Here is a 23,749-nt window from a genome sequence, read left to right on the forward strand (position 1 = left end):
AACGAGCCGATGGCCATGAACAGGTCCGTGGTTAACCTGCGCCCGCAGCCAGGCTGAGTGCGTGGATCTTGTCGACAATCTGCCGTGAAGCCTTACGGATCGCCGTCGTCGTGTTGCCTGCGATATGCGGTGTCAGTTGGGCATTGCTGATGCCTGCCAGTGGCGAATCAAAACGGTCTTTTTCGTGGACAAAGGTATCGATGGCAACCGCTTTGATATGCCTGGGAAACGCGGTCATGAAGCTTGCCAACTGGGCTTCGTCGACGATGCCGCCGCGAGCGGTATTGATCAGTATCGAGCCTTGGCGCATCAGCCTGAACTGGGCAAGGCCGAACAGGCATTGGGTGAGCGGTGTCAGCGGTACGTGGATAGAAACCACGTCGGCCTCGCCCAGCAATTGTTCGAGGGTTTGCCGTCGCTCAAGCCCAAGGCTACGCGCGACCTGCTGCGTAAAACGCTCTGAACCGCTGGCGATGACATTGATACCGAGCGATCCCGCTTTGCGTGCGACGGCTTGGGCAATGCTGCCGGTGCCCACCACCCCCAGCGTGAGTTCGCCGAATTCGAGGCCGGGCGCCAAGGTGCCCTTGGACCAGCGGCCGTTGTGCGTTTCGGCGTTGTAGTGGTCCAGGTCCCTGGATAAAAACAACGCCTGGGCGACGACGTATTCGGCGACCGCCGACGCGTTGGAGCCCGGCGTGTTGAGTACGGTCACGCCACACCGCTCAGCCTCTTGCCGGTCGATATGGTTAACGCCTGTACCCGCTTGGGCGATGGCGCGCAGCGGCGTTGGCAGGGCCGATGATGCCGCGGCGCGGATCAGTTCGCTCTCAATGGGAATATTCAGGCGCGTCTTCAACACGCTATACCCCCCGGCCTGAGTCACGGCGTCGATAAAAGCTTGCCGGTCGTGGCCATTGATCTCGGTGTACCGGATGCGCTCGCCATAGTGCTCACGGATACTGTGTTTATCCGTGAAATAGTAGAGATTCAGGGTGACGATCAGGCCCAACTCAAGGAATCGGTCGACTTCCTCGAACAGCAACGGCGGGCCGGGAGCATCCAGTATCAGGGTGGTGAATGCCATACCTGTGAGCCTCTTTAAAGGGTGTTCAACCGCACCGACACACTAGCACCGCGCCACACTGGTTCTAAAACAGTAACCGCGAAAAATCACAGCAGGCCTGCGCCAGCCGCGCCACGTCCTGGTTCAAGCCGAATTGACGGTCCACCCGGTGCAATGCCACGTACTGGATACTCGGCAACTCCGGCTGCGTGACCAGCGCGCGTAATGCGCCGTGCTCGATCAGGTGCGACAAACACGCCTTGGGCAAATAACTCACGCCGATCCCCGACAGCGCCAACCCCACCTGCACCAGCAGGTTATGGCTGGTGAGCGTGCGCGGCATCTGCACGTTGTGCGCGGCCAGCCAACGCTCGTAGATCAAGCCGGTGCCCGACTGCGAACCCTGGGTCAGGACGGTGTAATCGGCCAGCACTTCCAGGCTTACGGGGTCTGGATGGGGGATCAGGCCCGGCGCGCAGATCCAGGCGTTTTCGACGCTTTGCAGCGCGGTGCTATGGAAGCGCGGGTCGCTGTAAACGTCCGGCACAATCACCAGGTCGAGTTGGTCGCTTTCCAGCTTGCGAAACAGTTCGCTGCTCAGTTCCACCGACGGTTCGATCTGCACTTTGGGGTAGGCCTGGCGCAGCGCTTCCACCAACGCCGGCAGCCAGGTCAATGCGGTGAGTTCGGTGACGCCGAGACGAAAACGGCGCACCAGCACTTCGCGGGCGCTGACCCGTTCGAGCAGTTGGTCGCGACTGTTGAGCAGGTCGCGGGCGTAGTCGAGCAGCTCACCACCCTTCTCCGTCAGCCGGGCGTTGCGCTTGCTGCGGTCGAAAATCTCGACGTCGAAGGTGTCTTCCAACTCCTGGATGCGCTTGGAGATGGCCGACTGAGACATGTTCAGCTTGTTCGCCGCCGCTTCAAAGCTGCCGAGTTCGGCAATCCAATACAGCGCATCGATTTGCTTGAAGGTGATCATGGCGACCAATTCATGAGAAAAAGCGATGCTATCACATCATAAAATATCGCTAAAACTCTTCGGTCATCACTCCTAAGATCCGGCCATAGCCCATCGCTATCTAACAATTCTGGAGATTTGCCATGTCCTTGCCCGGTTCACGCATCCTTCCCAACGCGCCCATGGCCCCGGCCGAACTGGTCGAGGCGTTTGCCCAGGTGGTCACGCCGCATATCAGCGACAACCTCGGCCGGCATATCGGCGCCCGTGGACTCACGCGCTACAACCGCAGCGGCAAGCTGGTGGGCACGGCGATCACGGTCAAGACCCGTCCCGGCGACAACCTGCTGATCTACAAGGCCATGAGCATGCTGCAACCCGGCCATGTGCTGGTGGTGGACGGCCAAGGCGACACCAACAACGCGGTGATCGGTGAGCTGGTCAAGCTCTACGCCCAACAGCGTGGTTGCGTGGGGTTTGTGATCGACGGCGCGATTCGCGATGTCGCCAGCTTTGAGGACACCCCTTGCTACGCCCGCGCCGTGGTGCACACCGGCCCTTACAAAACCGGCCCCGGCGAAGTGAACGTGCCGGTGTCCATCGGCGGCATGGTGATCAACCCCGGCGACCTGTTGGTGGGTGATGAAGACGGCTTGGTCGCGTTCTCCCAGGCCGACGCCGCCGAAGTGCTGCGCCGCGCCGCGCAACATGCCGAGCACGAAGAAGCGGTCAAGGCCGAAATTGCCAGCGGTGCGGTGCGCCAGAGCTGGATCGACAAGGCCCTCAACAATGCCGGCCTGGTGTGAAGGAGTCCGAGATGAGCACTGCATTTTTGTCGGACCGTGTCCTGGGCATCGCGCCCTCCCCCAGCATTGCTGCCAACGCCCTGGTCACCGAGTTGCGCGCCCAGGGCCGCGACATCGTTAACTTCACCGTGGGCGAGCCGGACTTCGACACCCCAGCGCATATTCTTGAGGCCGCCAGCCTGGCGATGCACAACGGTGATACCCATTACACGGCCACCCCAGGCACCCTCGCGCTGCGCCAGGCCATCTGCCTGAAACTGCAGCGCGATAATGATGTGGTGTATGGGCTGGACGAAGTCGTCGCCGGTTGCGGTGGCAAGCACATCATTTATCACGCGTTGGCCGCCACGTTGAATCGCGGCGATGAAGTCATCGTGCACACACCGTATTGGGTCTCGTACCCGGACATCGCACGGCTCAACGATGCCACGCCGGTGATCATTCCTGGCGATGAACGCCTGGGTTTCAAGCTGTCGCCCGCCGCGCTCGAAGAGGCGATCACCCCACGCACCAAATGGGTGATCCTCAACAGCCCGAACAACCCCAGCGGCGCGGTGTACAGCGAAGCCGAGCTGCTGGCCCTGGCGCAGGTGTTGCGCCGCCATCCCCATGTGCTGGTCATGGCCGATGAGATCTACGAACACTTCGTCTACGGAGACGCCCGGCATGTGCCGTTGACACGCCTGGCGCCCGACCTCAAGCCACGCACGCTGATCGTCAACGGCGCGTCCAAGGGCTATGCGATGACCGGTTGGCGCCTGGGCTTTGGCGCGGGGCCGGCGTGGTTGATCGCGGCCATCGCCAAGTTGCTGTCACAGACCACCACCTGCCCCAGCTCATTGAGCCAGGCGGCAGCGGTGGCCGCGTTTGCGGGTGATCAAGCACCTATCGCCGGCATGCGCGGGGAATACCAGCAACGCCGCGCGCGGATTCTGGCGCTGCTTGAGGGCATCCCCGAATTGGGCGTTACACCACCGGATGGCGCGTTTTATGTATTCGCCAACGTCAGCGGCCTGATGGGAAAGCTCACCCCCCAAGGTGATCGCCTCGACAGCGACACCCAACTGGTGGACTACCTGCTGCGCGACTACGGCCTGGCCACGGTCAGCGGCGCGGCCTACGGCATGTCGCCGTATGTGCGCCTGTCGTTCGCAAGCTCCCTGGACGTGATCGAAGAAGGGTGCCGTCGCCTCAAAGACGCATGCCACGACCTGCGCTGACGGCCACCCGTAACACCCGGCGACCAGCGGACGGACGCCTTTTGACTGCCTAGAACAACAATTTAAAAATCATTGATCTCAAATGAGGCATTCCCATGCACACGCCCCGTATCGCGCTGGTCTGGCAAATCATGATCGGCTTGCTCGCCGGTATCGCCATTGGTGCCCTGCTGCACCGCTTTCCCGAATCCCGACCATGGCTGGTGGACAATGTCCTGCAACCGGCGGGCGACATCTTTATCAAGCTGATGAAAATGATCGTGGTGCCCATCGTGTTTTCCTGCATGGTGGTGGGCATTGCCGGGCACGGTGACGGCAAATCCCTGGGCCGTATCGGGGTCAAATCCCTGAGCTATTTTTTCTGCATCACCACCCTGGCGATTATCATCGGCCTGGTCATGGGCAACCTGCTCAAGCCCGGCGCCGGCACTGAACTGTCCAGCCTGCACGCGGCGAATATCACCCTGCCCACCAGCAACGGCGCCGGTCATAGCCTGGGGCAGATCATCGTCGGCATCATCCCCGACAACGTGGTCAACGCCATGGCCCAGGGCAGCCTGCTGTCGGTGCTGTTTTTTGCGGTGATGTTCGGCCTGGGCGTGGCGCGCCTGCCCGCCGAGCGCAAAGACCCGGTCATCGCACTGTTGCGCGGCGTCAGCGATGCGATGTTCAAGGTCACTTCGATGATCATGGCCTACTCGCCCATCGGCGTGTTCGGCATGATTGCCGTGACCGTGGCCAACTTCGGCTTCAGCTCGTTGCTGCCACTGGCCAAGCTGATCATGGTCAGCTATGCGGCCATCGCCTTCTTTGTGCTGGTGGTGCTCAACCTGGTGGCGCGCCTGTGCGGGATCAACCTGTTCGCGCTGATGCGTCATATCAAGGATGAACTGGTACTGGCCTTCTCCACCGCCAGCTCTGCGGCGGTGATGCCGCAACTGATGAAGAAACTCGAGACCTACGGCGTACCACCTTCACTGGTGAGCTTTGTGGTGCCGGTGGGTTACTCGTTCAACCTCGACGGCGCCTCACTGTTCCTCGGCATCGGTACCCTGTTCGTCGCGCAGTTGTACGGCATTGATTTGAGCCTGGGCGATCAGGCCTTGCTGGTGGTGACCATGGTGCTCACCTCCAAGGGCGCGGCTGGGGTGCCGGGGTTCATGTTCGTGATTCTTTCGGCCACCCTGGCCAGTGCCGGTTTGCCGTTGGAAGGCATCGCGTTTATCGCCGGGGTGTACCGCTTGATGGAGATGCCGACCACAGCGCTGAATGTGCTGGGCAATGCGTTGGCGCCGTTGGTGATTGCCAAGTGGGAGGGGCGGGCTGGGCAGCAGCAGAACGCGCAAAATGTGCAGATGCAATGAAGCGGCGGCTGTGCTTTTGTGACGAGCCCGCTCACCACAAAAGCGGCTAATTTTGACCTCGCCACATCGAATAAAGGCGCTCCGAAGAGCGCCTTTATTCATTCCAGCCTTACTGCTCGCTGATGGATTTCACGTCAGCCTTGGCCGCACCGCCAATCGCAATGCGCTTAGGCTTCGCTTCCTCCGGGACCACCCTGAGCAGATCAATGCTCAGCAACCCATTGGCGAGTTGCGCGCCCTGCACTTCAATGTGGTCGACCAGGCGGAACGACAGACGGAACGCGCGCTGGGCAATGCCTTGGTGCAGGTAAGTGATGCCCTCATCGTGTTCACGCTTGCCACCGGCGACGGTCAACACGCCTTTTTCCACCTGGATCTCCAGGTCATCCTCCACAAGTCCTGCGGCCGCGATGACGATCCGGTAATGATCATCCCCGTGCTTTTCGACGTTGTGAGGTGGATAGGTGGTACCGGCCTCGCTGCGAAGCGCCGATTCAAAAAGGTCGTTGAACCGGTCAAAACCAACGGAATGACGGAACAGTGGGGCCAACGAGAGAGTAGTAGCCATTGCAAAATCTCCTGAGCTTTCTCCAAGTGATTTGATACGCGACCCGCATTCGGCATCGCGTAAAACCTAAGTAGGATCAGGGGAAAAAATTTCAAGCGGCGCCCACAAAAAAATTTTACTCGCACCGAGAATTGCGTGAAGACCGGCTGACGCACCGGCGCGTCAGGGCCATCGCGAGATGCACTCATGCTGTGCTCTTCTATCGCCCCGGAGAAATCCAAGGCAAAAAAAAGCCTGCATCTCTGCAGGCTTTCTCTATCTGGCTCCACGACCTGGACTCGAACCAGGGACCCAATGATTAACAGTCATTTGCTCTACCAACTGAGCTATCGCGGAATGCGCCGTATGTTACTGATTGAAAAGGAGAAGTCAAGCTTTCAATAACATTCCGGGCGATTAATCTGGATGGCCGGTTGAAAGCTGTGACTCCTTGGCCAATTCCAACCAGGCCCGAGCGGCGGGTGGCAAGTGGGCGCTGGCGCGCCAAGCTAGGGCGATGTGCCAGTCGGTATGAGGTTCGTCCAGGGGGATCAGGGCGATGCCGGGGTGTTGGTGCTTGTGCGCGAGCATGCGCGGCAGGAAGGCCGCGCCGAGGCCGGCGGATACCAAGTCGACGATAAAGTCGATCTGGCCGCTGCGCGCTGCCACACGCGGTTGCACGCCTTTGCGCTCGCACGCGGCGAGGATTTTGGCGTTGAGGGCGAAGCCGGCTTCGAACAGGATAAATGGCGAATCTGCCAGGTCGGTGAAGTCGATTCGTTTGCGCTGGGCCAGGGGGTGGCTGATCGGCAGGACGGCCATCAGCGGTTCGTTACGCACGGGTTGGTAGTCGAAACCTTCGTCTATGGGCAGCAAGAGGGCCGCCAGGTCGACCTCACCTGCTTCCAGGCATTCACGCAGTCGTTTACTGCCGTACTCGGTCAGTTCGATGTCGATGTCGGGGTAGCGTGTGCGATAGGTGGCAAACATCGTCGCAAACAACACGCCACAGCCCACCGGCGGCAGGCCGATGCGCAATACACCGCGTTTGAGACCACGCAAGTCATTGATCTCAGCGACCAGATCGTTGTGTTCGGCCAGCAAAACCAGGGCGCGGCTGTAGGCGATTTCGCCAGCGGCGGTGAGTTCATTGCGATGGCCAAGGCGGTTGAGCAGTGGCATGCCCAGTTCGTCCTCCAGGGTTTTGATCGCCTTGCTCACACTCGACTGGGTCAGGGACACCACTTCAGCGGCTTGAGAGAAACCGCCTTGGCGAACCACTTCGACAAAGGCACGCAGTGTTCTCAGGTTCATCAGTATTCCTTTTTCGACTGACTACTAGCGATAAAAGTTGTTTTTATCATGACAGAAGTTTGCCTATCTTGGAGGCACCTTGCCTTGCCGAGATTCCGTGCATGATCATTTCGTCCGCCTCTGACTACCGCGCTGCCGCCAAGCGCAAGCTCCCGCGCTTCCTGTTCGACTACATCGACGGCGGCGCCTACGCCGAGCACACGATGCGCGCGAACAGTTCGGACCTGGCCGAGATCAGCCTGCGCCAGCGCATCCTGCGCAATGTCGACAACCTGAGCCTCAAGACCACGCTATTCGGCCAGGAACTGGACATGCCGGTGATCCTCAGCCCCGTGGGCCTGACCGGCATGTACGCGCGGCGCGGCGAAGTGCAGGCGGCGAAGGCGGCGGCCAACAAGGGTATTCCGTTCTGTTTGTCGACGGTGTCGGTGTGCCCGATCGAAGAAGTGGCCTCCCAGAGCTCGCAGTCGATCTGGTTCCAGCTCTACGTGCTCAAGGACCGCGGATTTATGCGTAATGCGCTGGAGCGCGCCCAGGCGGCCGGCGTCACCACGCTGGTGTTCACCGTCGACATGCCCACGCCGGGCGCACGCTACCGTGATGCCCACTCGGGCATGTCCGGGCCGTTTGCGGCGCAACGGCGCATGCTGCAGGCGGTCACAAAGCCGCAATGGGCCTTCGACGTGGGTTTGATGGGCCGTCCACACGACCTGGGCAATATCTCCAAATACCTCGGCAAGCCTACCCACCTGGAAGACTACATCGGCTGGCTGGCGAACAATTTCGACCCGTCCATCAGTTGGAAAGACCTGGAGTGGATCCGCGAGTTCTGGAAAGGCCCGATGATCATCAAGGGCATCCTCGACCCCCAGGACGCTAAGGACGCCGTGAGTTTTGGCGCCGATGCCATCGTGGTCTCCAACCATGGCGGCCGCCAGTTGGACGGCGTGTTGTCCACCGCCAAAGCGTTGCCACCGATTGCCGAAGCCGTGGGCGATGAGCTGACGGTGCTGGTGGACTCCGGCATCCGCTCCGGGCTCGACGTGGTGCGCATGCTGGCCCTAGGTGCCAAGGCCTGTCTGCTGGGGCGTGCCACCGCCTACGCGTTGGCCGCCGACGGGCAGCATGGCGTGGAGAACCTGCTGGACATCTTTGCCAAGGAAATGCGCGTGGCGATGACACTCACTGGCGTCACGTCAATTGACCAGATTGACCACACCACTTTGGTTCAATCAGCCAAATAACTGACGTCATGCGCCGATGGCCTTTTGCTGCGTGAAAAAAGGCCGTTGATTCATAAGGATTATTTTTAAAGTAAACGAAATGGCATGAATCTCGCTCTAACCACGTTCAAGCAGGCTAAGCGATGACATGACGTGCGGGGGCACCCAAGGGTTATAACGCTTTGCAAAGCGGTCTAAACTGTTCCCAATGTTTTACGGAACTGAAGGAACAGTTAGACGCTTGGCACTCGCCACTCTCATCGAGCCTGTAAGACAGCTAAGAGCTTAGAGGCCGATCGCTTATGAAAACACCTACCCAGACCAACGCAATTGACTTCGACAGTGCCAAATTGCAACGCCTGGGATTTGGCCAGCCATCGCTCCTGCCTCGCCGCCCGACGACCGTCGCGCAACTTCGCCAGCAACTGGGAATGCAATTGCAGACCAGCCTGGAGCCGGATCGCATCCTCGGGTTGTTCTTCCGTGAGATCCAGCGCTTGGTGCCCCTTGATGCCCTGCACTATCGCCATCAGGCCAGTGATCTGCGGCTGGAGTTCGGCCAGCGCGGCCACCACTCGGTGAATTACAGCCTCAGCCATGAAGGCGAACACTTGGGTGAGCTGATCTTCCGTCGCAACCAACGCCTCGCCGAAGACGAACTCGGTCAGCTTGAGTCACTGCTGGCCACCCTGCTCTACCCGATGCGCAATGCCCTGCTATATCGCGCCGCGACCCGTAGCGCGCTGCGTGACCCCCTGACCGAGACGGGCAATCGCATTGCCATGGACCAGACTCTGCAACGGGAAATAGACATGGCGCGCCGGCACCTGCACCCATTGTCCTTGCTGATGCTGGACATCGACCACTTCAAGGTAATCAACGACACCCACGGTCACGCGGCCGGCGATACCGTACTGCGCACCGTCGCAGCGGCCATCAAGGCCCAGTTGCGTAACGTAGACATGGTGTTTCGGTTTGGCGGGGAGGAGTTTCTGATCCTGCTCTCCAACACCGGCCGGGATGCGGCGGCGATGGTGGGCGAGCGGCTGCGGCAGGCAGCACAGGCTCAGGATTACTGGGCGGATGGAAAGCGGATCGAATTGACGGTAAGCCTCGGTTGTTCGACCTTGCTGGCCGCCGAGTCGGTCGAAAGCCTGTTGCGCCGGGCCGACAACGCGTTGTACGTGGCCAAGCGCGAAGGCCGTAACCGCTTGGCAATGGCGGGGTAGAACCCCGCCATCGCGTTACATCAAGCTTCGCTGGCGACGCGCAGCGGGCGTTCACGCACGGCGGTGGCTGGCTTGTCTTTTTCCAAGCGCATGCAGCTTTCCAGGAACAGGTACATGTAGTCATAGCTCTTGCACACGGCCTGGCGCAGCTCTGCCTGCAACGCCTTGGTCGGGTTCATGCCGGCCAGGGTGCAGATGATTTCCAGGGCTTCCCAAGGGTGAGCGTCGTCGTACTGGGCGTGCATCTTCAGCCACTTCATCGCACGCTTGCGGTCTTCCTCGGGGAAAGCCGCCGCGTACACGCCGGTGGAACAGACCACGGCCGACCACTCCCCAGTCGCCCCCTCGATGGCATAGTTAGTCGCAGCCACGGCCACGATCAACGAATCGGATGAGCTGGTGTGCCAGCACCAATGACTCAGCGCATGCAGCTCCGGCGGTACATTCTGGGCCTGCAGCTCTTCGAGGCTGACTCCGTGGGCGCGGGCCCAATGCACCCAATAGTCGGCGTGGTTCAGCTCCACGCGGATATTGCGCATCAGCCAACGTCGCGCCATGTCCTCTCCTGGATGGCGCGCAAATTTGGTCTTGGTGAGGTTCTGTGCCATGTACAAGGCAAACTGTTCCACCACAGGCCAGCCACCAATGAGGTAGTGACGCATGGTCTTGGCGCTGAGCGTGTTGTCACGCATGCGTTGGTACAGTTCGTGCTCGACAACTCGGCGCTTGCTCTCGCTACAGTCCTGGATCAATTGCTGAGCCCAGACGGGGTAGCTTGAGGCTTCCATAAGCGGGCCGGTTCTGTTGAAGGTGTCGATCACTGTTAAGGCTCCTTTTTAAGTGTGATTTACAGACCAGCAAATGTTTCAGCGGAATGTGCCGGGCGCCTTCAATAACAGAGGCTGCGGCCGCACAGGTCGACACTGCAAACTATCAAAGGTAAACAATTGCGGTCGTTCAATCAGGTAGCCCTGAGCGTAATCCACACCAATATCGAGTAACGCCTGTTCGATGTGCGGTGTTTCAACAAACTCGGCAATTGTGCGCTTACCCATGACGTGGCCGATGTGATTGATCACTTCGACCATTGCGCGGTTAATCGGGTCGTCCAGCATATCCTTTACGAAACTTCCATCGATCTTCAGGAAGTCTACAGGTAAATGTTTCAGATACGCGAACGAGGACATCCCGGCGCAAAAGTCATCCAGGGAGAAATGGCAACCTAAGGCCTTGAGTTCATTAATAAAGCGAATGGCACTGCCTAAATTTGCTATTGCGCTGGTTTCAGTTATTTCAAAACAAATCATTTCTGGCGGGATGCCGTAAGTGCCGAATTTCTCATGTAAAAACCCGAGAAAATCATCATCGCCAATGGTGATTCCTGACAGATTTATCGCACACATGGCCATAGGCCGGCCCGGACGCTCGTGCATGCAACGGGCGATGATCTTGAACACGTTCTCGACCACCCAACGGTCGAGGGACGTCATCAAACCGTAACGCTCGGCGGCAGGGATAAAGCTGTCGGGGAGGATGGTTCGACCCGCCTCATCATGCAGGCGAAGCAGGATTTCGATATGCCCGTTGCCAGCATCGGTATTTCCCAGCGGTGAGATTTCCTGTGCGTACAGGCAAAACCGGTTCTCCTCCAGTGCCATGTGCAGGCGCTGCACCCAGGCCATCTCGCCAAAACGCAGGGACAGCTCCGAGTCGTCAGCGTGATAAACCTGCACGCGGTTGCGGCCTTTTTCCTTAGCCATGTAACAGGCCATATCGGCGGCGCGCAGCGAAGTCTCCAAGGTGGTCGGGGTTTGCGAGATATGCACCAGGCCAATGCTCACGGAGGTCATGAACGGCCGGCCCTTCCACACAAAATGCAGGCTCTGCACCGTGTGGCGCAGGCTCTCGGCGATTTTTTCCGCCGCAGCCGCCGGGCAATTCTCCAGCAGGATGCCGAATTCGTCGCCGCCCAGGCGCGCCAGGGTGTCGCCCTCACGCAGGTCCGATTGCAGCAGCGCGCAGATATGCCGCAGCAACTCATCTCCCGCCGCATGGCCGCAGGTGTCGTTGACCAGCTTGAACTGGTCGAGGTCGAGGAACATCAACGCATGCCGCCCGCCCTCAGGTTGCTGCGCCATGTGCAGGACCTGTTCCAGCCGGTATTCAAATTCGCGGCGGTTGGCCAGGCCGGTCAAGGCGTCATGCGTGGCCTGCCACGACAGGTTGGCAATGTATTGGCGCTCCTGGGTCATATCGTGCAGCACCAGCACCGCACCGCTGATTTTGCCGGCGCTTCTGATCGGTGCGCCCACCAGGGTGACGGATACCGTACTGCCGTCCAGGCGCTGGATGGTTTTTGAATGCTCGCTGCCCCCCTTAAACTGCCCCTTGACGATGTGCTCGATCAGGGTAAATCCATCGGATTGAGCGTCGTCATCCAGCAGGTTGAACAGCGCCGCCAGGGGCAGGCCCTGAGCCTGGCCAGAGTTCCAGTGGGTCATGGCCTCGGCGGCGGGGTTCATATAGGTGATTGCACCGTCTACATCGGTGGTAATCACCCCGTCGCCAATTGACTCCAGGGTGATCTGCGCCCGCTCCTTCTCGGCCTGCAAGGCATCGGCGAAGGCATGACGCTGCGTCAGCAGCTTATGGGTACGCAACAGCGCCAGCACGATCAGGCCCAGGGCGGTCGCCAGGTTAGTGATCAGCAGCAACCGCAGAATCATGCGCGAGCCTTCGCCCAGAGCATCGCTGAAGGCCTTGGCAGCCGGCGTCACGCCTTCGTTGATGGCCGTGATATGGGCCTTCCACTGCCGCACATCGTTAGGGTTGACTTGATCAGCCCTGATTGCGCTGTGCATCTCGCGGGCCAGTTCATCCAGTTGAACCAGGTAGCCATCCCCTACCGTCCACAGTTCGATGGCTTTTTCCAGGTAGCTGAAATGTCGGAAGTTGAGGTACAGCCAGATCAGGCTGTTGACGTCATCCGGGTGGTTGCCGCCCTTGAGAATGCCCAGACGTGCGGCCTCCAAGTCTGGCGTGGGGCGGTCCAGGGCAATGCGCAGTTCGTGCCCGCCCTGAGGCACGGCGATGGCTTGCTGGTATTTGAGGTAGGTGGCTTGGTCGCGGTTGTCGGCATAGAGCGTCAGATAATAGATGGCGTCCTTCTGGCCCTTGGACCATAAGCTCTCGCCGCCCACATAGCCTCGTACCGCTGAGAGCATGTAGAGACTGACGCAGCCCAATAATGCCTGGAACAGCACGACGGCGATAAAGGGCCAGACAATGCCCAACAGCCTAGGCGTTCCTAGAGTCCGCTTTTGCTTCATGAATTCCCTTGCATATGCACTGCTGGATACGCACGCAAAACACTCATTCGGATAGCACAGCCTAGGCTAAATCAACGTACTTGTTGCAAATGCCCATACAGTTTTGCGTACAAACCACCATCGGCAATCAACTGCTGATGGTCGCCATCCTCAGCGATATGACCACCGTCAAACACTAAGACTCGATCGGCTTGTTTTACCGCCGACAGACGGTGCGCGATGATCAGTGTAGTACGCCCGCTGAGGAACCGCGCCAGCGCCTGATGCAGGTTGTATTCAGTGGCGGCATCCAGGGCGGAGGTCGCTTCGTCGAGTATCACCACTTTGGGTTCGGCCAACACCATGCGCGCAATCGCCAGGCGCTGACGCTGACCACCGGAAAAACGCACCCCGGAACGCCCCACTACGCTGTCCAGACCCTGAGGCAACGCTTTAACCGTAGCCTCCAACTGGGCAATTTCAAGGGCCTGCCAGCAGGCCTGGTCAGTGCGCTCGCGGCCCATGGTCAGGTTGGCACGCACGGTATCGTTGAACAGCGCCGGGTGTTGCAGCACCACCGCGACGTGCTCGCGGATAGTCTCGAGGCCGATCTCCTGCTGGGTTGCACCGCCAAATCGGATAGTGCCCGCCTGCGGCGTGTACAGCCCGAGCAGCAGTTGCACCAGGGTGCTTTTACCGCCACCGCTGGCGCCGACAATCGCGACTTTTTCGCCGGGAGCAATTTGCAGGTTCAGTTGATCGAGCACCAGATCATCGCCATAACCGAAATCCAGGCCGCGCACTTCGATGCCGACGGTTTCACGCCCGGTAAACGGGTCTTCACCCCCGGCGTATTGCGGCTCGTCGGCACGCGCCAGCAGTTCATTGATGCGCGTCAGCGCCCCGCCCGCCGCGTAGTAGGCGTATTGCAGATTCAATAATTGTTCAACCGGGCCGATCATGAACCACAGGTAGCTGAACACCGCGAGCATCTGGCCGATGGACAGGTCGGAAAACAGCACGGTGAGCATTGCCGCTGCGCGGAAGATGTCGATGCCGAACTGGAACAGCAACCCGCTGGCGCGGCTGGACGCGTCGGTTTTCCACTGGGAATGGATCGCGTAGTCACGCACTTCCTGGGCGCGCTGGCCCAGGCGCCCGAGGAAAAAGCCCTGGCGGTTGCCGGCGCGGACTTCCTGGATGGCGTCGAGGGTTTCAGTCAGGGCTTGGGTGAAGCGTGAGGTGCTGTCGTTTTCCAACTTCTTGAGGTGTTTGACGCGCTTGCCCAACTGTACCGTGGCGTAGATCACCAACGGGTTGAACAGCAGGATCAGCAATGCCAGTTGCCAGTGCATCCATACCAGGATCGCCGACGTGCCGATCAGCGTCAGCATCGCCACCAGAAAGCGGCTGAGGGTTTCGCCGACGAATTTATCCAGGGTATCCAGGTCGGTGACCAGGTGAGTGGTGACCGTGCCGCTGCCCAGGCTTTCGTATTCGCCCAGGGAGATGCGCTTGAGCCGCTCGATCAGACGCACGCGAATGCGGTACACAATGTCCTTGGCCAACCGCGCAAACAGCCGCGCCTGTACCACGTTGAACACCAGTGCGCCGCAACGCAGGGCCAGGGTGACCACCAGCATCAGGCCGATATAACCGGCGGCCTTCTGCCAACCCAGGGGCAATGCGTGATTCATCACCTTGAGCGCGGCATCACCATGGCCCAGCAGCACTTCGTCCACCAGCAACGGCAACAGCAAGGGGATGGGCACACTGCACAAGGTCGCCAGCACGGCAACGCCATTGGCGATCCACAGGGATTTCTTGTGACGCAAGGCCAGGCGGCGAATTTCCGCCCAGGTCAGACGGTCAATGCGTTTAGGCTCATCCTGCACAGGTTGCTCGCTCCAGCCATCGGGCGAGCAATGGCGACAGTTCCGTCAGCGGCTGATAGCCGTTGGTGAGCAATGCCAGTTGACCATTGCGCTCGGCCAACAACGTCGGGAAACCGGCGATACCCAGGTCCTGCACCCACGTAAAGTCCGCCGCCGTGGCCGCGTGCTGCTCGGCGCGGTCAAACGCACCGGCAAACTCGATACGCGGGATGCCCGCCTGCTCGGCCAGTTCCACCAGCACGCTGGCGAGGGTCACGTCGCGGCCCTCCACATAAAACGCACGTTGGATCAGGCCCAGCAGTTTCCAGGCACAATCCGGCGCCAGGCTACGGGCGGTGACGATGGCGCGGCAGGCCGGCTCGGTGTCATACACAAAACCATCGGGCAGCGCGCCTTCGCGCTTGAACGGCTGGCCCGTGGCGTCAGTGACGGCCTGCCAGTGTTCGAGGATGTAGCGTCGGGTCGTCGGCTCCAGCGCCGCGCCACTGCCGGTGCGCAAGCCGCCCACCACCAGGTGCACGTCCACACCGGCCGCTTGGGCCTGCTCAACCAGCGCCTGCGCCACCGGGGCAAAGCCCCAGCACCAGGAACACATCGGATCCATTACATAGAGCAGGCGCGCGGACATAGGTCAGGCCTCGGAAGGGGTTTGCTTGTAGTTGAAGCCAATCGGGTGCGGCATATTGCGGGCCTTGGCCAGTTCAATCTGCTTTTGCCGGTCGATCGCGCTGCGGCGGGTTTTCTCCGGCAGCTTATCCCAGCAATGAGGGCAGCTAATGCCGGCCACGTAGTGCTCGGAGGCGCGGTCTTCGACGCTCACAGGTGTGCGGCAGGCATGACATTGATCGTAGTCGCCTTCGCTCAAGTCGTGGCGCACGGTCACGCGATTATCGAAAACAAAGCAGTCGCCCTGCCACTTGGTTTCTGCCTGAGGCACCTCTTCGAGGTACTTCAGGATGCCGCCCTTGAGGTGGTAAACCTCGCCATAACCTTCGCTGAGCATGTAGCTCGACGCTTTCTCGCACCGAATACCGCCGGTGCAGAACATGGCGACTTTCTTGTGCTTGGCCGGGTCGAAGTTGGCTTTGATATAGTCGGGAAATTCGCGAAAGCTGGTGGTTTTCGGGTCGATTGCGCCTTCAAAGGTGCCAATGGACACTTCGTAGTCGTTACGGGTGTCGATCAGCAGCACTTCCGGGTCGCTGATCAGGGCGTTCCAGTCTTTCGGGTCGACGTAGGTGCCGACCTTCTTGTTCGGGTCGACGCCTTCTACGCCAAGCGTCACGATCTCTTTCTTGAGCTTGACCTTGGTGCGGTAGAACGGTTGGTCCTCGCAGTACGACTCTTTGTGATCGATGTCGTCCATGCGTGGGTCGTTCTTCAGCCAAGCCATCAGGCCATCAATGCCTTCGCGGCTACCGGAAACGGTGCCGTTGATGCCTTCTTCGGCGATCAGCAAGGTGCCTTTGATGCCGTTGTCGACCATCGCCTGCAGCAAGGGCTCGCGCAGAGCGACGTAATCTTCGAGGGTGACGAACTTATACAGTGCCGCCACGACAATGGGTTGAGTCATGGGTGTTCTCTCCAGGTGGCTACCCTCGTAAAGGGTGAACCGGATGCAAAAAAAACGCGCCGGCTAAGCGGCGCGTTGCGGATTCTATCAGGGATAACCCGTCAATGTCCGCCGGCGCAGGTCGGCGAGGCCGGGGCTGCGTCGATTGTCGCCCATTCTTCAGGCGTGTAGGTATGCAGCGCCAGCGCATGAAACTCGCTCATCAGGTCACCCAGGGTGGCGTAGACCTTCTGGTGGCGCTTGACGCGATTGAGCCCTTCGAACTGCTGACTGACCAGCACGGCCTTGAAGTGGGTCTGCAACCCACGGCTGTGCATATGGCTTTCATCCAGCACGCTCAAATGTTGCGGGTCCAGGGCGGCGAGCGCCGTTTCGATACGCTGTTGCATGATCATTCCTGCTTACTTCTTCTTGGCCGGAGCGGCTTTAGGCGTCAGCTCGTTGGTCATATCTTCCAACAGCTTGTTGACCACCGGAACGGCGCTTTCCAGCTTGGCCTGAGTCATCTGGGCCGATTGCTGGGTCAGTTGCGGCATTTTTTCCAGGACTTTCTTGCCCAGTGGCGACTGGTAGAACGCTACCAGGTCCTTGAGCTCGGATTCGCTGAAATTGGTGGTGTAGAGCTTGACCATGTCCGGCTTCAGCTTCGGCCAGCCGATAGCTTGGTCCAGGGCGGCGTTGGCCTTGGCCTGGTAGCTGTCCAGTACGGACTGCTTGGCGGCAGGCGCCTTAGTCTGCTCGAAACGCTGGGCGAACATTTGCTGCACTTGCATGTACACCGGGGTACCCAGCTTGTCGGCATGGGCCAGGGTAAGGAAGGCTTCGGCACTGGCGTTGTGGCTGGCGGTATCGGCAAAAACCTGGCCGCTGGCGCAAACCAGAGCAACCGCGGTACAGATGGCACGAAGACGAGTCATCGAGTTTCCTTTCTAGCTGGCGAGGTAAGACCCCAAGGGCGCCCATTCTGCGCCTAAAAAACCTCGCGGCTCAACCCCAGGCCTTGCCGGGCGCGGATTGCCCGATGAAAAGTCTTTTAGGGAACCCACCAGGTCAATCACGGCCTAAACTGCGCAAACGAACCTAAGGAGTGTGCCCGATGAGCCGTATCGAAACCGACAGCCTGGGAGAAGTGCATGTCCCGGATGACGCTTACTGGGGCGCCCAGACCCAACGCTCGCTGGTGAATTTCGCCATCGGCGACCAGCGCATGCCCTTGCCGGTATTGCACGCCCTGACCCTGATCAAAAAGGCAGCCGCACGGGTCAACGACCGCAACGGCGACCTGCCCGCCGACATCGCCCGCCTGATCGAACAGGCCGCCGATGAAGTCCTCGCCGGCAACCATGACGACCAATTCCCATTAGTGGTGTGGCAGACCGGCAGCGGCACCCAGAGCAACATGAACGCCAATGAAGTGATCGCCGGCCGTGCCAACGAACTGGCCGGTAATCAACGCGGCGGCAAGAGCCCGGTACACCCGAACGACCATGTGAACCGTTCCCAGAGCTCCAATGATTGCTTCCCGACGGCCATGAGCATTGCAGCGGTGCAGGCCGTCCATCAACGTTTGTTACCGGCGATCGCTACGCTTTCCGGCGGTCTGGCCGAGCAAGCCGCGCGGCATATGAAGCTGGTCAAGACCGGCCGCACGCACATGATGGACGCCACGCCGATCACGTTCGGCCAGGAACTCTCGGCGTTTATCGCCCAACTCGACTACGCCGAACGCGCCATCCGCAGCGCCCTGCCCCAAGTGTGTGAACTGGCCCAGGGCGGCACGGCCGTGGGCACCGGGCTCAATTCGCCCCATGGTTTTGGCGAGGCCATTGCAGCCGAGTTGGCAGCGCTCTCGGGGCTACCGTTCGTCACCGCACCGAACAAATTCGCCGCCCTCTCCGGCCATGAGCCGCTAGTGACGTTGCACGGCGCCCTGAAAACCCTGGCCGTGGCCCTGATGAAAATCGCCAACGACCTGCGCCTGCTCGGTTCCGGACCGCGCGCGGGGCTTGCGGAAGTGAAGCTGCCGGCCAACGAGCCGGGCAGTTCGATCATGCCGGGCAAGGTCAACCCGACGCAGTGCGAAGCGCTGTCGATGCTCGCCTGCCAAGTACTGGGCAACGACGTGACCATCGGTATCGCCGCGAGCCAGGGACACTTGCAGTTGAACGTGTACAAGCCGGTGATCATCCACAACCTGCTGGAGTCGATCCGCCTGCTCGCCGATGGCTGCAATAACTTTCAGGAGCATTGCATTGCCGGCCTGGAGCCCGACGCCGAGAAAATGGCCGAACACCTGGAGCGCGGACTGATGCTGGTGACGGCGCTCAACCCGCATATCGGCTACGACAAATCAGCAGAGATCGCCAAGAAAGCCTACGCCGAGGGGCTGACGCTACGGGAAGCCGCGCTGGAGTTGGGCTACCTCACTGACGAAGAGTTCGACCAGTGGGTACGCCCGGAAAATATGCTCGAAGCCGGGCATTAAGACGCCAAACGCAGCCGCCGGGCCTTGAGCCCGGCGAGCAACGACGGCGCCAGCGCGACAGTCGCCGACCCCAGCACCACCACCAGCGCCCCGGCATAGCCCAGGGCGTTGATCTCTTCGGCCTGCACGTAGTCCGGCCATAGCCAGGCCGCCAAGGCGACCGCTACAAAGGTCACCAGCGGCGTGAGCGCCAGGGTCGCACTCACCCGCGAGGCTTCCCAATGGGCCAGGGCTTCGGCAAACGCGCCGTAGGCCACCAGCGTATTCATGCAGCACGCCAACAGCAGCCAGCCTTGCAGCGGGCTCAGTTGCAGCGCTTCCAACGGATGGGCCCAGGGCGTGAGCAACAAAGCGCAGGTGAGGTAGATCACCATCATGACTTGCAGCGAATTCCACACGGTCAACAATTGCTTCTGACCCAAGGCATAGAACACCCAGATCGAGGTGGCGAGCAGGATCGTCAGCACCCCGGCGGTGTAAGTGCCGAGGGACGTCAGTAATTCTTCCAGGCGCTGGTTGAAGAACAGGCCGAAGCCTGCGATCAAGACGACCAATCCCACCACTTGCCCGCGGCTGAAACGCTCCTTGAACACAAACACGCTGGCGATCATCAAAAAGATCGGCCCCATCTGCACGACCAACTGTGCGGTGCCGGGGCTGAGCGATTTCAGGCCCACCAGGTACAACACGTAGTTGCCCACCAGGCCGCATACCGCCATCGCCACCAGCCAACCGCCCTTGGGGCCGAGCACTTTGCGGCTGGGCAGACGCTTGGTGGCCGCAAGGTAGACGAACAGACAACCGCCAGCCACGGTCAGGCGAAACCAGGTGACGGTGATCGGGTCCATCACCTGCAGCACTTGCTTGAGTTTGATCGGCAGAATGCCCCAGAGGAACGCGGTCAGCAGGGTCAAGCCAAAGCCATAGACCCAGCGGCCGGAAGAGATGTGCATGAGTGCCCCAGAAGCCAGAGGAAGTGGAGACCGCATTCTAGAGGCAAGTGGACGAATTTGGATATGGCGCTGCTCACCTGTGGGAGGGGGCTTGCCCCCTCCCACATTTTGCTTAGCGAACGGCTTCGAACAGTCCGGTGGCGCCCATGCCGCCACCCACGCACATGGTGACGACGCCATAACGCAGGTTACGCCGTTGCAACTCACGCACCAGATGCCCCACTTGCCGCGAACCGGTCATGCCGAACGGGTGGCCGATGGAAATCGATCCGCCGTTGACGTTGTATTTGGCGTTGTCGATTTCCAGACGATTGCGCGCGTACAGGCACTGCGAGGCAAACGCTTCGTTGAGTTCCCACAGGTCGATATCCGCCACTTGCAAGCCACGCGCCTTGAGCAGCTTGGGCACTGAGAACACCGGACCGATGCCCATTTCGTCCGGCTCGCAGCCAGCCACAGTGAAGCCACGGAAAAACGCCTTGGGCTTGAGCCCCAGTTCCAGGGCTTTTTCCAGGCTCATCACCAGGGTCATCGAGGCGCCGTCGGACAGTTGCGACGAGTTACCCGCTGTCACCGAGCCGTCCTCGGCGAACACTGGTTTCAAGCCTTGCAGGCTCGCCAGGGTGGTGTCGGGGCGGTTGCAGTCGTCGCGATCGACCACGCCGTCGAGAATCTGCACCGCGCCGGTGTTTTTGTCCTCGACCTTGTACTTGACCGCCATCGGCACGATTTCGTCATTGAACAAACCATCGGCCTGGGCTTGGGCGGTACGTTGCTGGCTTTGCAGGGCGTAGAGATCCTGTTCTTCGCGGCTGACGTTGTAGCGGCGCGCGACGATTTCGGCGGTCTGGCCCATGGGGAAGTAAATGCCCGGTACTTGCTCTTTGAGCAGCGGGTTGATCAGGTTGTCGGTGTTGACGCTTTTCATGGTCAGACTGATGGACTCGACGCCACCGGCGACGATGATGTCGCTGCAGCCCGAGGCGATCTGGTTGGCAGCGATGGCAATCGCCTGTAAGCCCGATGAGCAGAAACGGTTGAGGGTCATGCCCGCCGTGCCAGTGCCCAGTTGCGACAGCACCGCCACGTTACGCCCGATGTTGTAGCCCTGGGCCCCCTCATTGGAGCCCGCGCCGACGATGCAATCTTCAACCGTCGCCGGGTCGATGCCGTTGCGGGTGAGCAGCGCGTTGACGCAATGAGCCGCCATGTCATCCGGACGGGTCTGGTTGAACTTGCCGCGAAAGGACTTGGCCAGGCCGGTTCGTACGCTGTCGACGATGACTACTTCACGCATGGGCTACCTCGATCTTATGGTTGTTGGGCGATGGATCGAGGATAGATCCAGGCCCAGGCAACCGCGATGATCATTCACCCGGCATATACAAAACCATGGCTGACTGAAGCAGTGGGACTTTGGGGTGGGACCGCTTCACGCCCCGGCGCTGGGCAAGCCTGCTCATTGCAAAAAGCAAAGTCACCACACACAGCCGGTTCACCCCAAAAAGCACAGTCACCACAAACACGCCTGCTCTCCTCAACCAGCACGAGTGGGGTCGTTTGTTGAGGTGAACAGACTCTTTGCGGTGAGCCTATACCTGATGGCAAACACAACCTTTCTGTGGTGAGCAGGCTTGCCCTGCGCTGGGCTGCGAAGCGGCCCTAAAACCGGCCATTGGGTTCTGCCTGGAGAAAACGCAGCGACTGGATTGGGGCCGCTTCGCGCCCCAGCGCAGGGCAAGCCTGCTCACTACAAAAAACGAACCCACCATACAAAGCCTTCTCACCACAAAAAGAAAACTCACCACACACAGCCGGTTCACCACAAAAAGCACAGTCACCACACACAGCCGGCTCCCCCCAAAAAGCACAGTCACCACAAAAACGCCTGCTCTCCTCAACCATCACGGGTGGGGTCGTTTGTTGAGGTGAACAGACTCTTTGCGGTGAGCCTATACCTGATGACGAACACAACCTTTGTGGTGAGCAGGCTTGCCCTGCGCTGGGCTGCGAAGCGGCCCTAAAACCGGCCATTGGGTTCTGCCTGGAGAAACCGCGGCGACTGGATTGGGGCCGCTTCGCGCCCCAGCGCAGGGCAAGCCTGCTCACTACAAAAAGCGAATCCACCACACACAGCCAGCTCACCAAAAAAAGTCTGCGCTCCCCAACCAACACGGCGCGCAAACCACGTAGTTATTTCTTCTTCTTTTTATCGTGCTTGTCGGACTTGGCGAACGCTTCTTCTAAAGCAAGGTTAATCGTGCGAAGCACCTTGACCCGCGCCCAGCGCTTGTCATTGGCCTCCACCAGGGTCCAGGGCGAGATTTCGGTGCTGGTACGGTCAACCATATCGCCCACCGCCGCGCGGTAGTCGTCCCACTTGTCGCGGTTGCGCCAGTCGTCTTCGGTGATTTTGAAGCGTTTGAAAGGGATTTCCTCACGGGCCTGAAAGCGTTCCAGCTGCGTGTCCTTGTCAATCGCCAGCCAGAACTTGACCACGATCACGCCCGCATCACGCAGTTGTTCTTCAAAGTCATTGATCTCGCCATAGGCGCGCATCCAGTCCGCCGCAGAGCAGAAACCTTCGACTCGCTCCACCAGCACGCGGCCGTACCACGAGCGGTCGAACACGGTGAACATGCCGCGCGCCGGGATCTTCTGCCAGAACCGCCATAGGTACGGTTGGGCGCGTTCGTCCTCACTGGGCGCGGCAATCGGCACGATATGGTATTGGCGTGGGTCCAGCGCCGCTGCAACCCGGCGAATCGCGCCGCCCTTGCCCGCCGCATCATTGCCTTCGAACACCGTGATCAAGGCGTGCTTGCGCATGCGTTTGTCACGCATCAGGCCAGAGAATCGCGCTTGCTCGGTGATCAGTTGTTCTTCGTAATCGTCCTTGTCCAGATGTTGGCTCAAGTCGAGGCTGTCGAGCAGCCCCTTCTTGTCCACCGACGGTATCAGCGGCGCGGGGTTCATGCCGCTGGCCTTGCCTTTGGGCAGTTTCAACGCGGTTTGCATGCCTTCGAGCAGTAGCTTGCCCACGGTGAGGCTGCGGTAATTGCTGTCGACACCTTCGATCACATGCCACGGCGCGTAGTCGCGGCTGGTGCGACGCAGCACCCGCTCGCCAAAGTGCACGAACTTGTCGTAGGTCTGTGATTGCTGCCAATCCAGCGGGCTGATGCGCCAACTGTGCAGTGGGTCGTCGGCCAAGGCCTTTAGCCGCGCCTTCATCTGTTTCTTGGAAAGGTGAAACCAGAATTTGAAGATCAGCGCACCTTCATCACAGAGCATTTTTTCCAGGCGCTCGGCACCGGCGATGGCCTGATCGAGACGCGCGTCCTTTATCTGCCCATGTACGCGGCCTTGCAGCATCTGGCTGTACCAGTTGCCGAAAAAGACACCCATGCGGCCCTTGGCGGGCAACTGCCGCCAGTACCGCCAGGCCGGCGGGCGGGCCAGTTCCTCATCGGTTTGCTGATCGAAGGTACGGACTTCGATCAGGCGCGGATCCATCCACTCATTGAGCAGCTTGACGGTCTCGCCTTTGCCAGCACCTTCGACGCCATTAATCAGGATGATCACCGGGAAGCGCTTTTGCTGTTGCAGCTCGTACTGCACTTCCAACAACGCTTCACGCAGGGCCGGCACTTCGGCGTCGTAGGTGTCTTTGTCGACGGCGTGACCAATTTCTGCGGATTCGAACATGGGCAACTCCCTTCCAAGATCAATCAAGACTAGCGGATTGGGCTGCACCACGGGCAAGCAATTGAATAGCGCTTGCCATGGATCAATCAGCAACCCT

Annotated in this window: 20 protein-coding genes and 1 tRNA gene; 6 read left to right on the plus strand and 15 right to left on the minus strand. The window is 60.1% G+C overall.

The genetic code is table 11. From position 1 onward, the window contains the following. Nucleotides 1-31: 31 nt before the first annotated feature. Both G9Q84_RS09120 and G9Q84_RS09125 read right to left on the minus strand, forming a co-directional pair. Nucleotides 32-1,087, minus strand: coding sequence for an NAD(P)-dependent oxidoreductase (locus G9Q84_RS09120; protein WP_181643214.1), 1,056 nt, complete (start codon nt 1,085-1,087; stop codon nt 32-34). Between the two features lie 64 nt (nt 1,088-1,151). Then, nucleotides 1,152-2,048: a LysR family transcriptional regulator gene (locus G9Q84_RS09125; RefSeq protein ID WP_122680471.1), complete on the minus strand. Its 897-nt coding sequence runs from the start codon at nt 2,046-2,048 to the stop codon at nt 1,152-1,154. A gap of 122 nt (nt 2,049-2,170) precedes the next feature. Between G9Q84_RS09125 and G9Q84_RS09130 the strand changes: the two genes are divergently transcribed. From G9Q84_RS09130 to G9Q84_RS09140, 3 genes are all read left to right on the plus strand, one after another. Beyond that, a complete protein-coding gene (locus tag G9Q84_RS09130; protein WP_095185500.1) occupies nt 2,171-2,833 on the plus strand; it encodes an RraA family protein in 663 nt (220 codons plus the stop codon). Between the two features lie 11 nt (nt 2,834-2,844). Further along, nucleotides 2,845-4,053 carry a pyridoxal phosphate-dependent aminotransferase gene (locus G9Q84_RS09135; RefSeq protein ID WP_181643215.1) on the plus strand — a complete coding sequence of 403 codons (1,209 nt, stop codon included), beginning with the start codon at nt 2,845-2,847 and terminating at the stop codon, nt 4,051-4,053. Nucleotides 4,054-4,148: 95 nt separating this feature from the next. Continuing rightward, the gene (locus tag G9Q84_RS09140; protein ID WP_095185498.1) at nt 4,149-5,417 is read left to right on the plus strand and encodes a cation:dicarboxylate symporter family transporter; all 1,269 of its coding nucleotides are present in this window, start codon (nt 4,149-4,151) and stop codon (nt 5,415-5,417) included. A 109-nt stretch (nt 5,418-5,526) separates the two neighbouring features. Here G9Q84_RS09140 and G9Q84_RS09145 read toward each other — a convergent pair whose 3' ends face one another. The 3 genes from G9Q84_RS09145 to G9Q84_RS09155 all read right to left on the minus strand — a co-directional run bounded on the left by G9Q84_RS09145 (nt 5,527) and on the right by G9Q84_RS09155 (nt 7,278). Next, complete coding sequence (locus G9Q84_RS09145) at nt 5,527-5,985, minus strand: Hsp20 family protein (protein WP_032885931.1); 459 nt, start codon at nt 5,983-5,985, stop codon at nt 5,527-5,529. Between the two features lie 260 nt (nt 5,986-6,245). Continuing rightward, nucleotides 6,246-6,321 (minus strand) — tRNA-Asn (locus G9Q84_RS09150). A 60-nt stretch (nt 6,322-6,381) separates the two neighbouring features. Continuing rightward, entirely contained in the window at nt 6,382-7,278 is an 897-nt protein-coding gene (locus G9Q84_RS09155) for a LysR family transcriptional regulator (protein WP_032885932.1), read from the minus strand. A 101-nt stretch (nt 7,279-7,379) separates the two neighbouring features. Here G9Q84_RS09155 and lldD point away from each other — a divergent pair, with 101 nt between their 5' ends. After that, nucleotides 7,380-8,522, plus strand: coding sequence for an FMN-dependent L-lactate dehydrogenase LldD (gene lldD, locus G9Q84_RS09160; protein WP_032885933.1), 1,143 nt, complete (start codon nt 7,380-7,382; stop codon nt 8,520-8,522). Between the two features lie 281 nt (nt 8,523-8,803). Continuing rightward, entirely contained in the window at nt 8,804-9,730 is a 927-nt protein-coding gene (locus tag G9Q84_RS09165) for a GGDEF domain-containing protein (protein WP_032885934.1), read from the plus strand. 20 nt (nt 9,731-9,750) lie between these two features. On the opposite strand, the gene G9Q84_RS09170 is transcribed toward G9Q84_RS09165, so the two are convergent. The 7 genes from G9Q84_RS09170 to G9Q84_RS09200 form a co-directional block, all read right to left on the minus strand. Further along, nucleotides 9,751-10,518, minus strand: coding sequence for an iron-containing redox enzyme family protein (locus G9Q84_RS09170; RefSeq protein ID WP_185160056.1), 768 nt, complete (start codon nt 10,516-10,518; stop codon nt 9,751-9,753). Nucleotides 10,519-10,596: 78 nt separating this feature from the next. Then, nucleotides 10,597-13,059, minus strand: a complete 2,463-nt coding sequence (locus G9Q84_RS09175) for an EAL domain-containing protein (RefSeq protein WP_181643216.1) — start codon at nt 13,057-13,059, stop codon at nt 10,597-10,599. A gap of 71 nt (nt 13,060-13,130) precedes the next feature. Next, nucleotides 13,131-14,933 carry an ATP-binding cassette domain-containing protein gene (locus tag G9Q84_RS09180; protein WP_122754107.1) on the minus strand — a complete coding sequence of 601 codons (1,803 nt, stop codon included), beginning with the start codon at nt 14,931-14,933 and terminating at the stop codon, nt 13,131-13,133. Next, nucleotides 14,923-15,528, minus strand: coding sequence for a DsbA family protein (locus G9Q84_RS09185; RefSeq protein ID WP_177434285.1), 606 nt, complete (start codon nt 15,526-15,528; stop codon nt 14,923-14,925). The genes G9Q84_RS09180 and G9Q84_RS09185 overlap by 11 nt, the downstream gene beginning before the upstream one ends. A gap of 36 nt (nt 15,529-15,564) precedes the next feature. Beyond that, a complete protein-coding gene (gene trhO, locus G9Q84_RS09190) occupies nt 15,565-16,506 on the minus strand; it encodes an oxygen-dependent tRNA uridine(34) hydroxylase TrhO (protein WP_032885941.1) in 942 nt (313 codons plus the stop codon). Between the two features lie 101 nt (nt 16,507-16,607). Beyond that, the gene (locus tag G9Q84_RS09195) at nt 16,608-16,901 is read right to left on the minus strand and encodes a BolA family protein (protein ID WP_032885943.1); all 294 of its coding nucleotides are present in this window, start codon (nt 16,899-16,901) and stop codon (nt 16,608-16,610) included. 6 nt (nt 16,902-16,907) lie between these two features. Next, the gene (locus G9Q84_RS09200; RefSeq protein WP_032885944.1) at nt 16,908-17,423 is read right to left on the minus strand and encodes a DUF2059 domain-containing protein; all 516 of its coding nucleotides are present in this window, start codon (nt 17,421-17,423) and stop codon (nt 16,908-16,910) included. A gap of 179 nt (nt 17,424-17,602) precedes the next feature. On the opposite strand from G9Q84_RS09200, the gene G9Q84_RS09205 reads away from it, so the two are divergent. Next, on the plus strand, nt 17,603-18,991 hold the full coding sequence (locus tag G9Q84_RS09205) for a class II fumarate hydratase (protein ID WP_032885945.1): 1,389 nt from the start codon (nt 17,603-17,605) through the stop codon (nt 18,989-18,991). On the opposite strand, the gene G9Q84_RS09210 is transcribed toward G9Q84_RS09205, so the two are convergent. The 3 genes from G9Q84_RS09210 to pap form a co-directional block, all read right to left on the minus strand. Continuing rightward, complete coding sequence (locus tag G9Q84_RS09210) at nt 18,988-19,944, minus strand: DMT family transporter (protein WP_032885947.1); 957 nt, start codon at nt 19,942-19,944, stop codon at nt 18,988-18,990. The genes G9Q84_RS09205 and G9Q84_RS09210 overlap by 4 nt on opposite strands. Nucleotides 19,945-20,056: 112 nt before the next feature. Then, complete coding sequence (locus tag G9Q84_RS09215; protein ID WP_181643217.1) at nt 20,057-21,241, minus strand: thiolase family protein; 1,185 nt, start codon at nt 21,239-21,241, stop codon at nt 20,057-20,059. An 896-nt stretch (nt 21,242-22,137) separates the two neighbouring features. Further along, entirely contained in the window at nt 22,138-23,652 is a 1,515-nt protein-coding gene (gene pap / locus G9Q84_RS09220; protein ID WP_032888070.1) for a polyphosphate:AMP phosphotransferase, read from the minus strand. Nucleotides 23,653-23,749 lie beyond the last annotated feature (97 nt).

Source organism: Pseudomonas sivasensis, assembly GCF_013778505.1.
Lineage (GTDB): Bacteria > Pseudomonadota > Gammaproteobacteria > Pseudomonadales > Pseudomonadaceae > Aquipseudomonas > Aquipseudomonas sivasensis.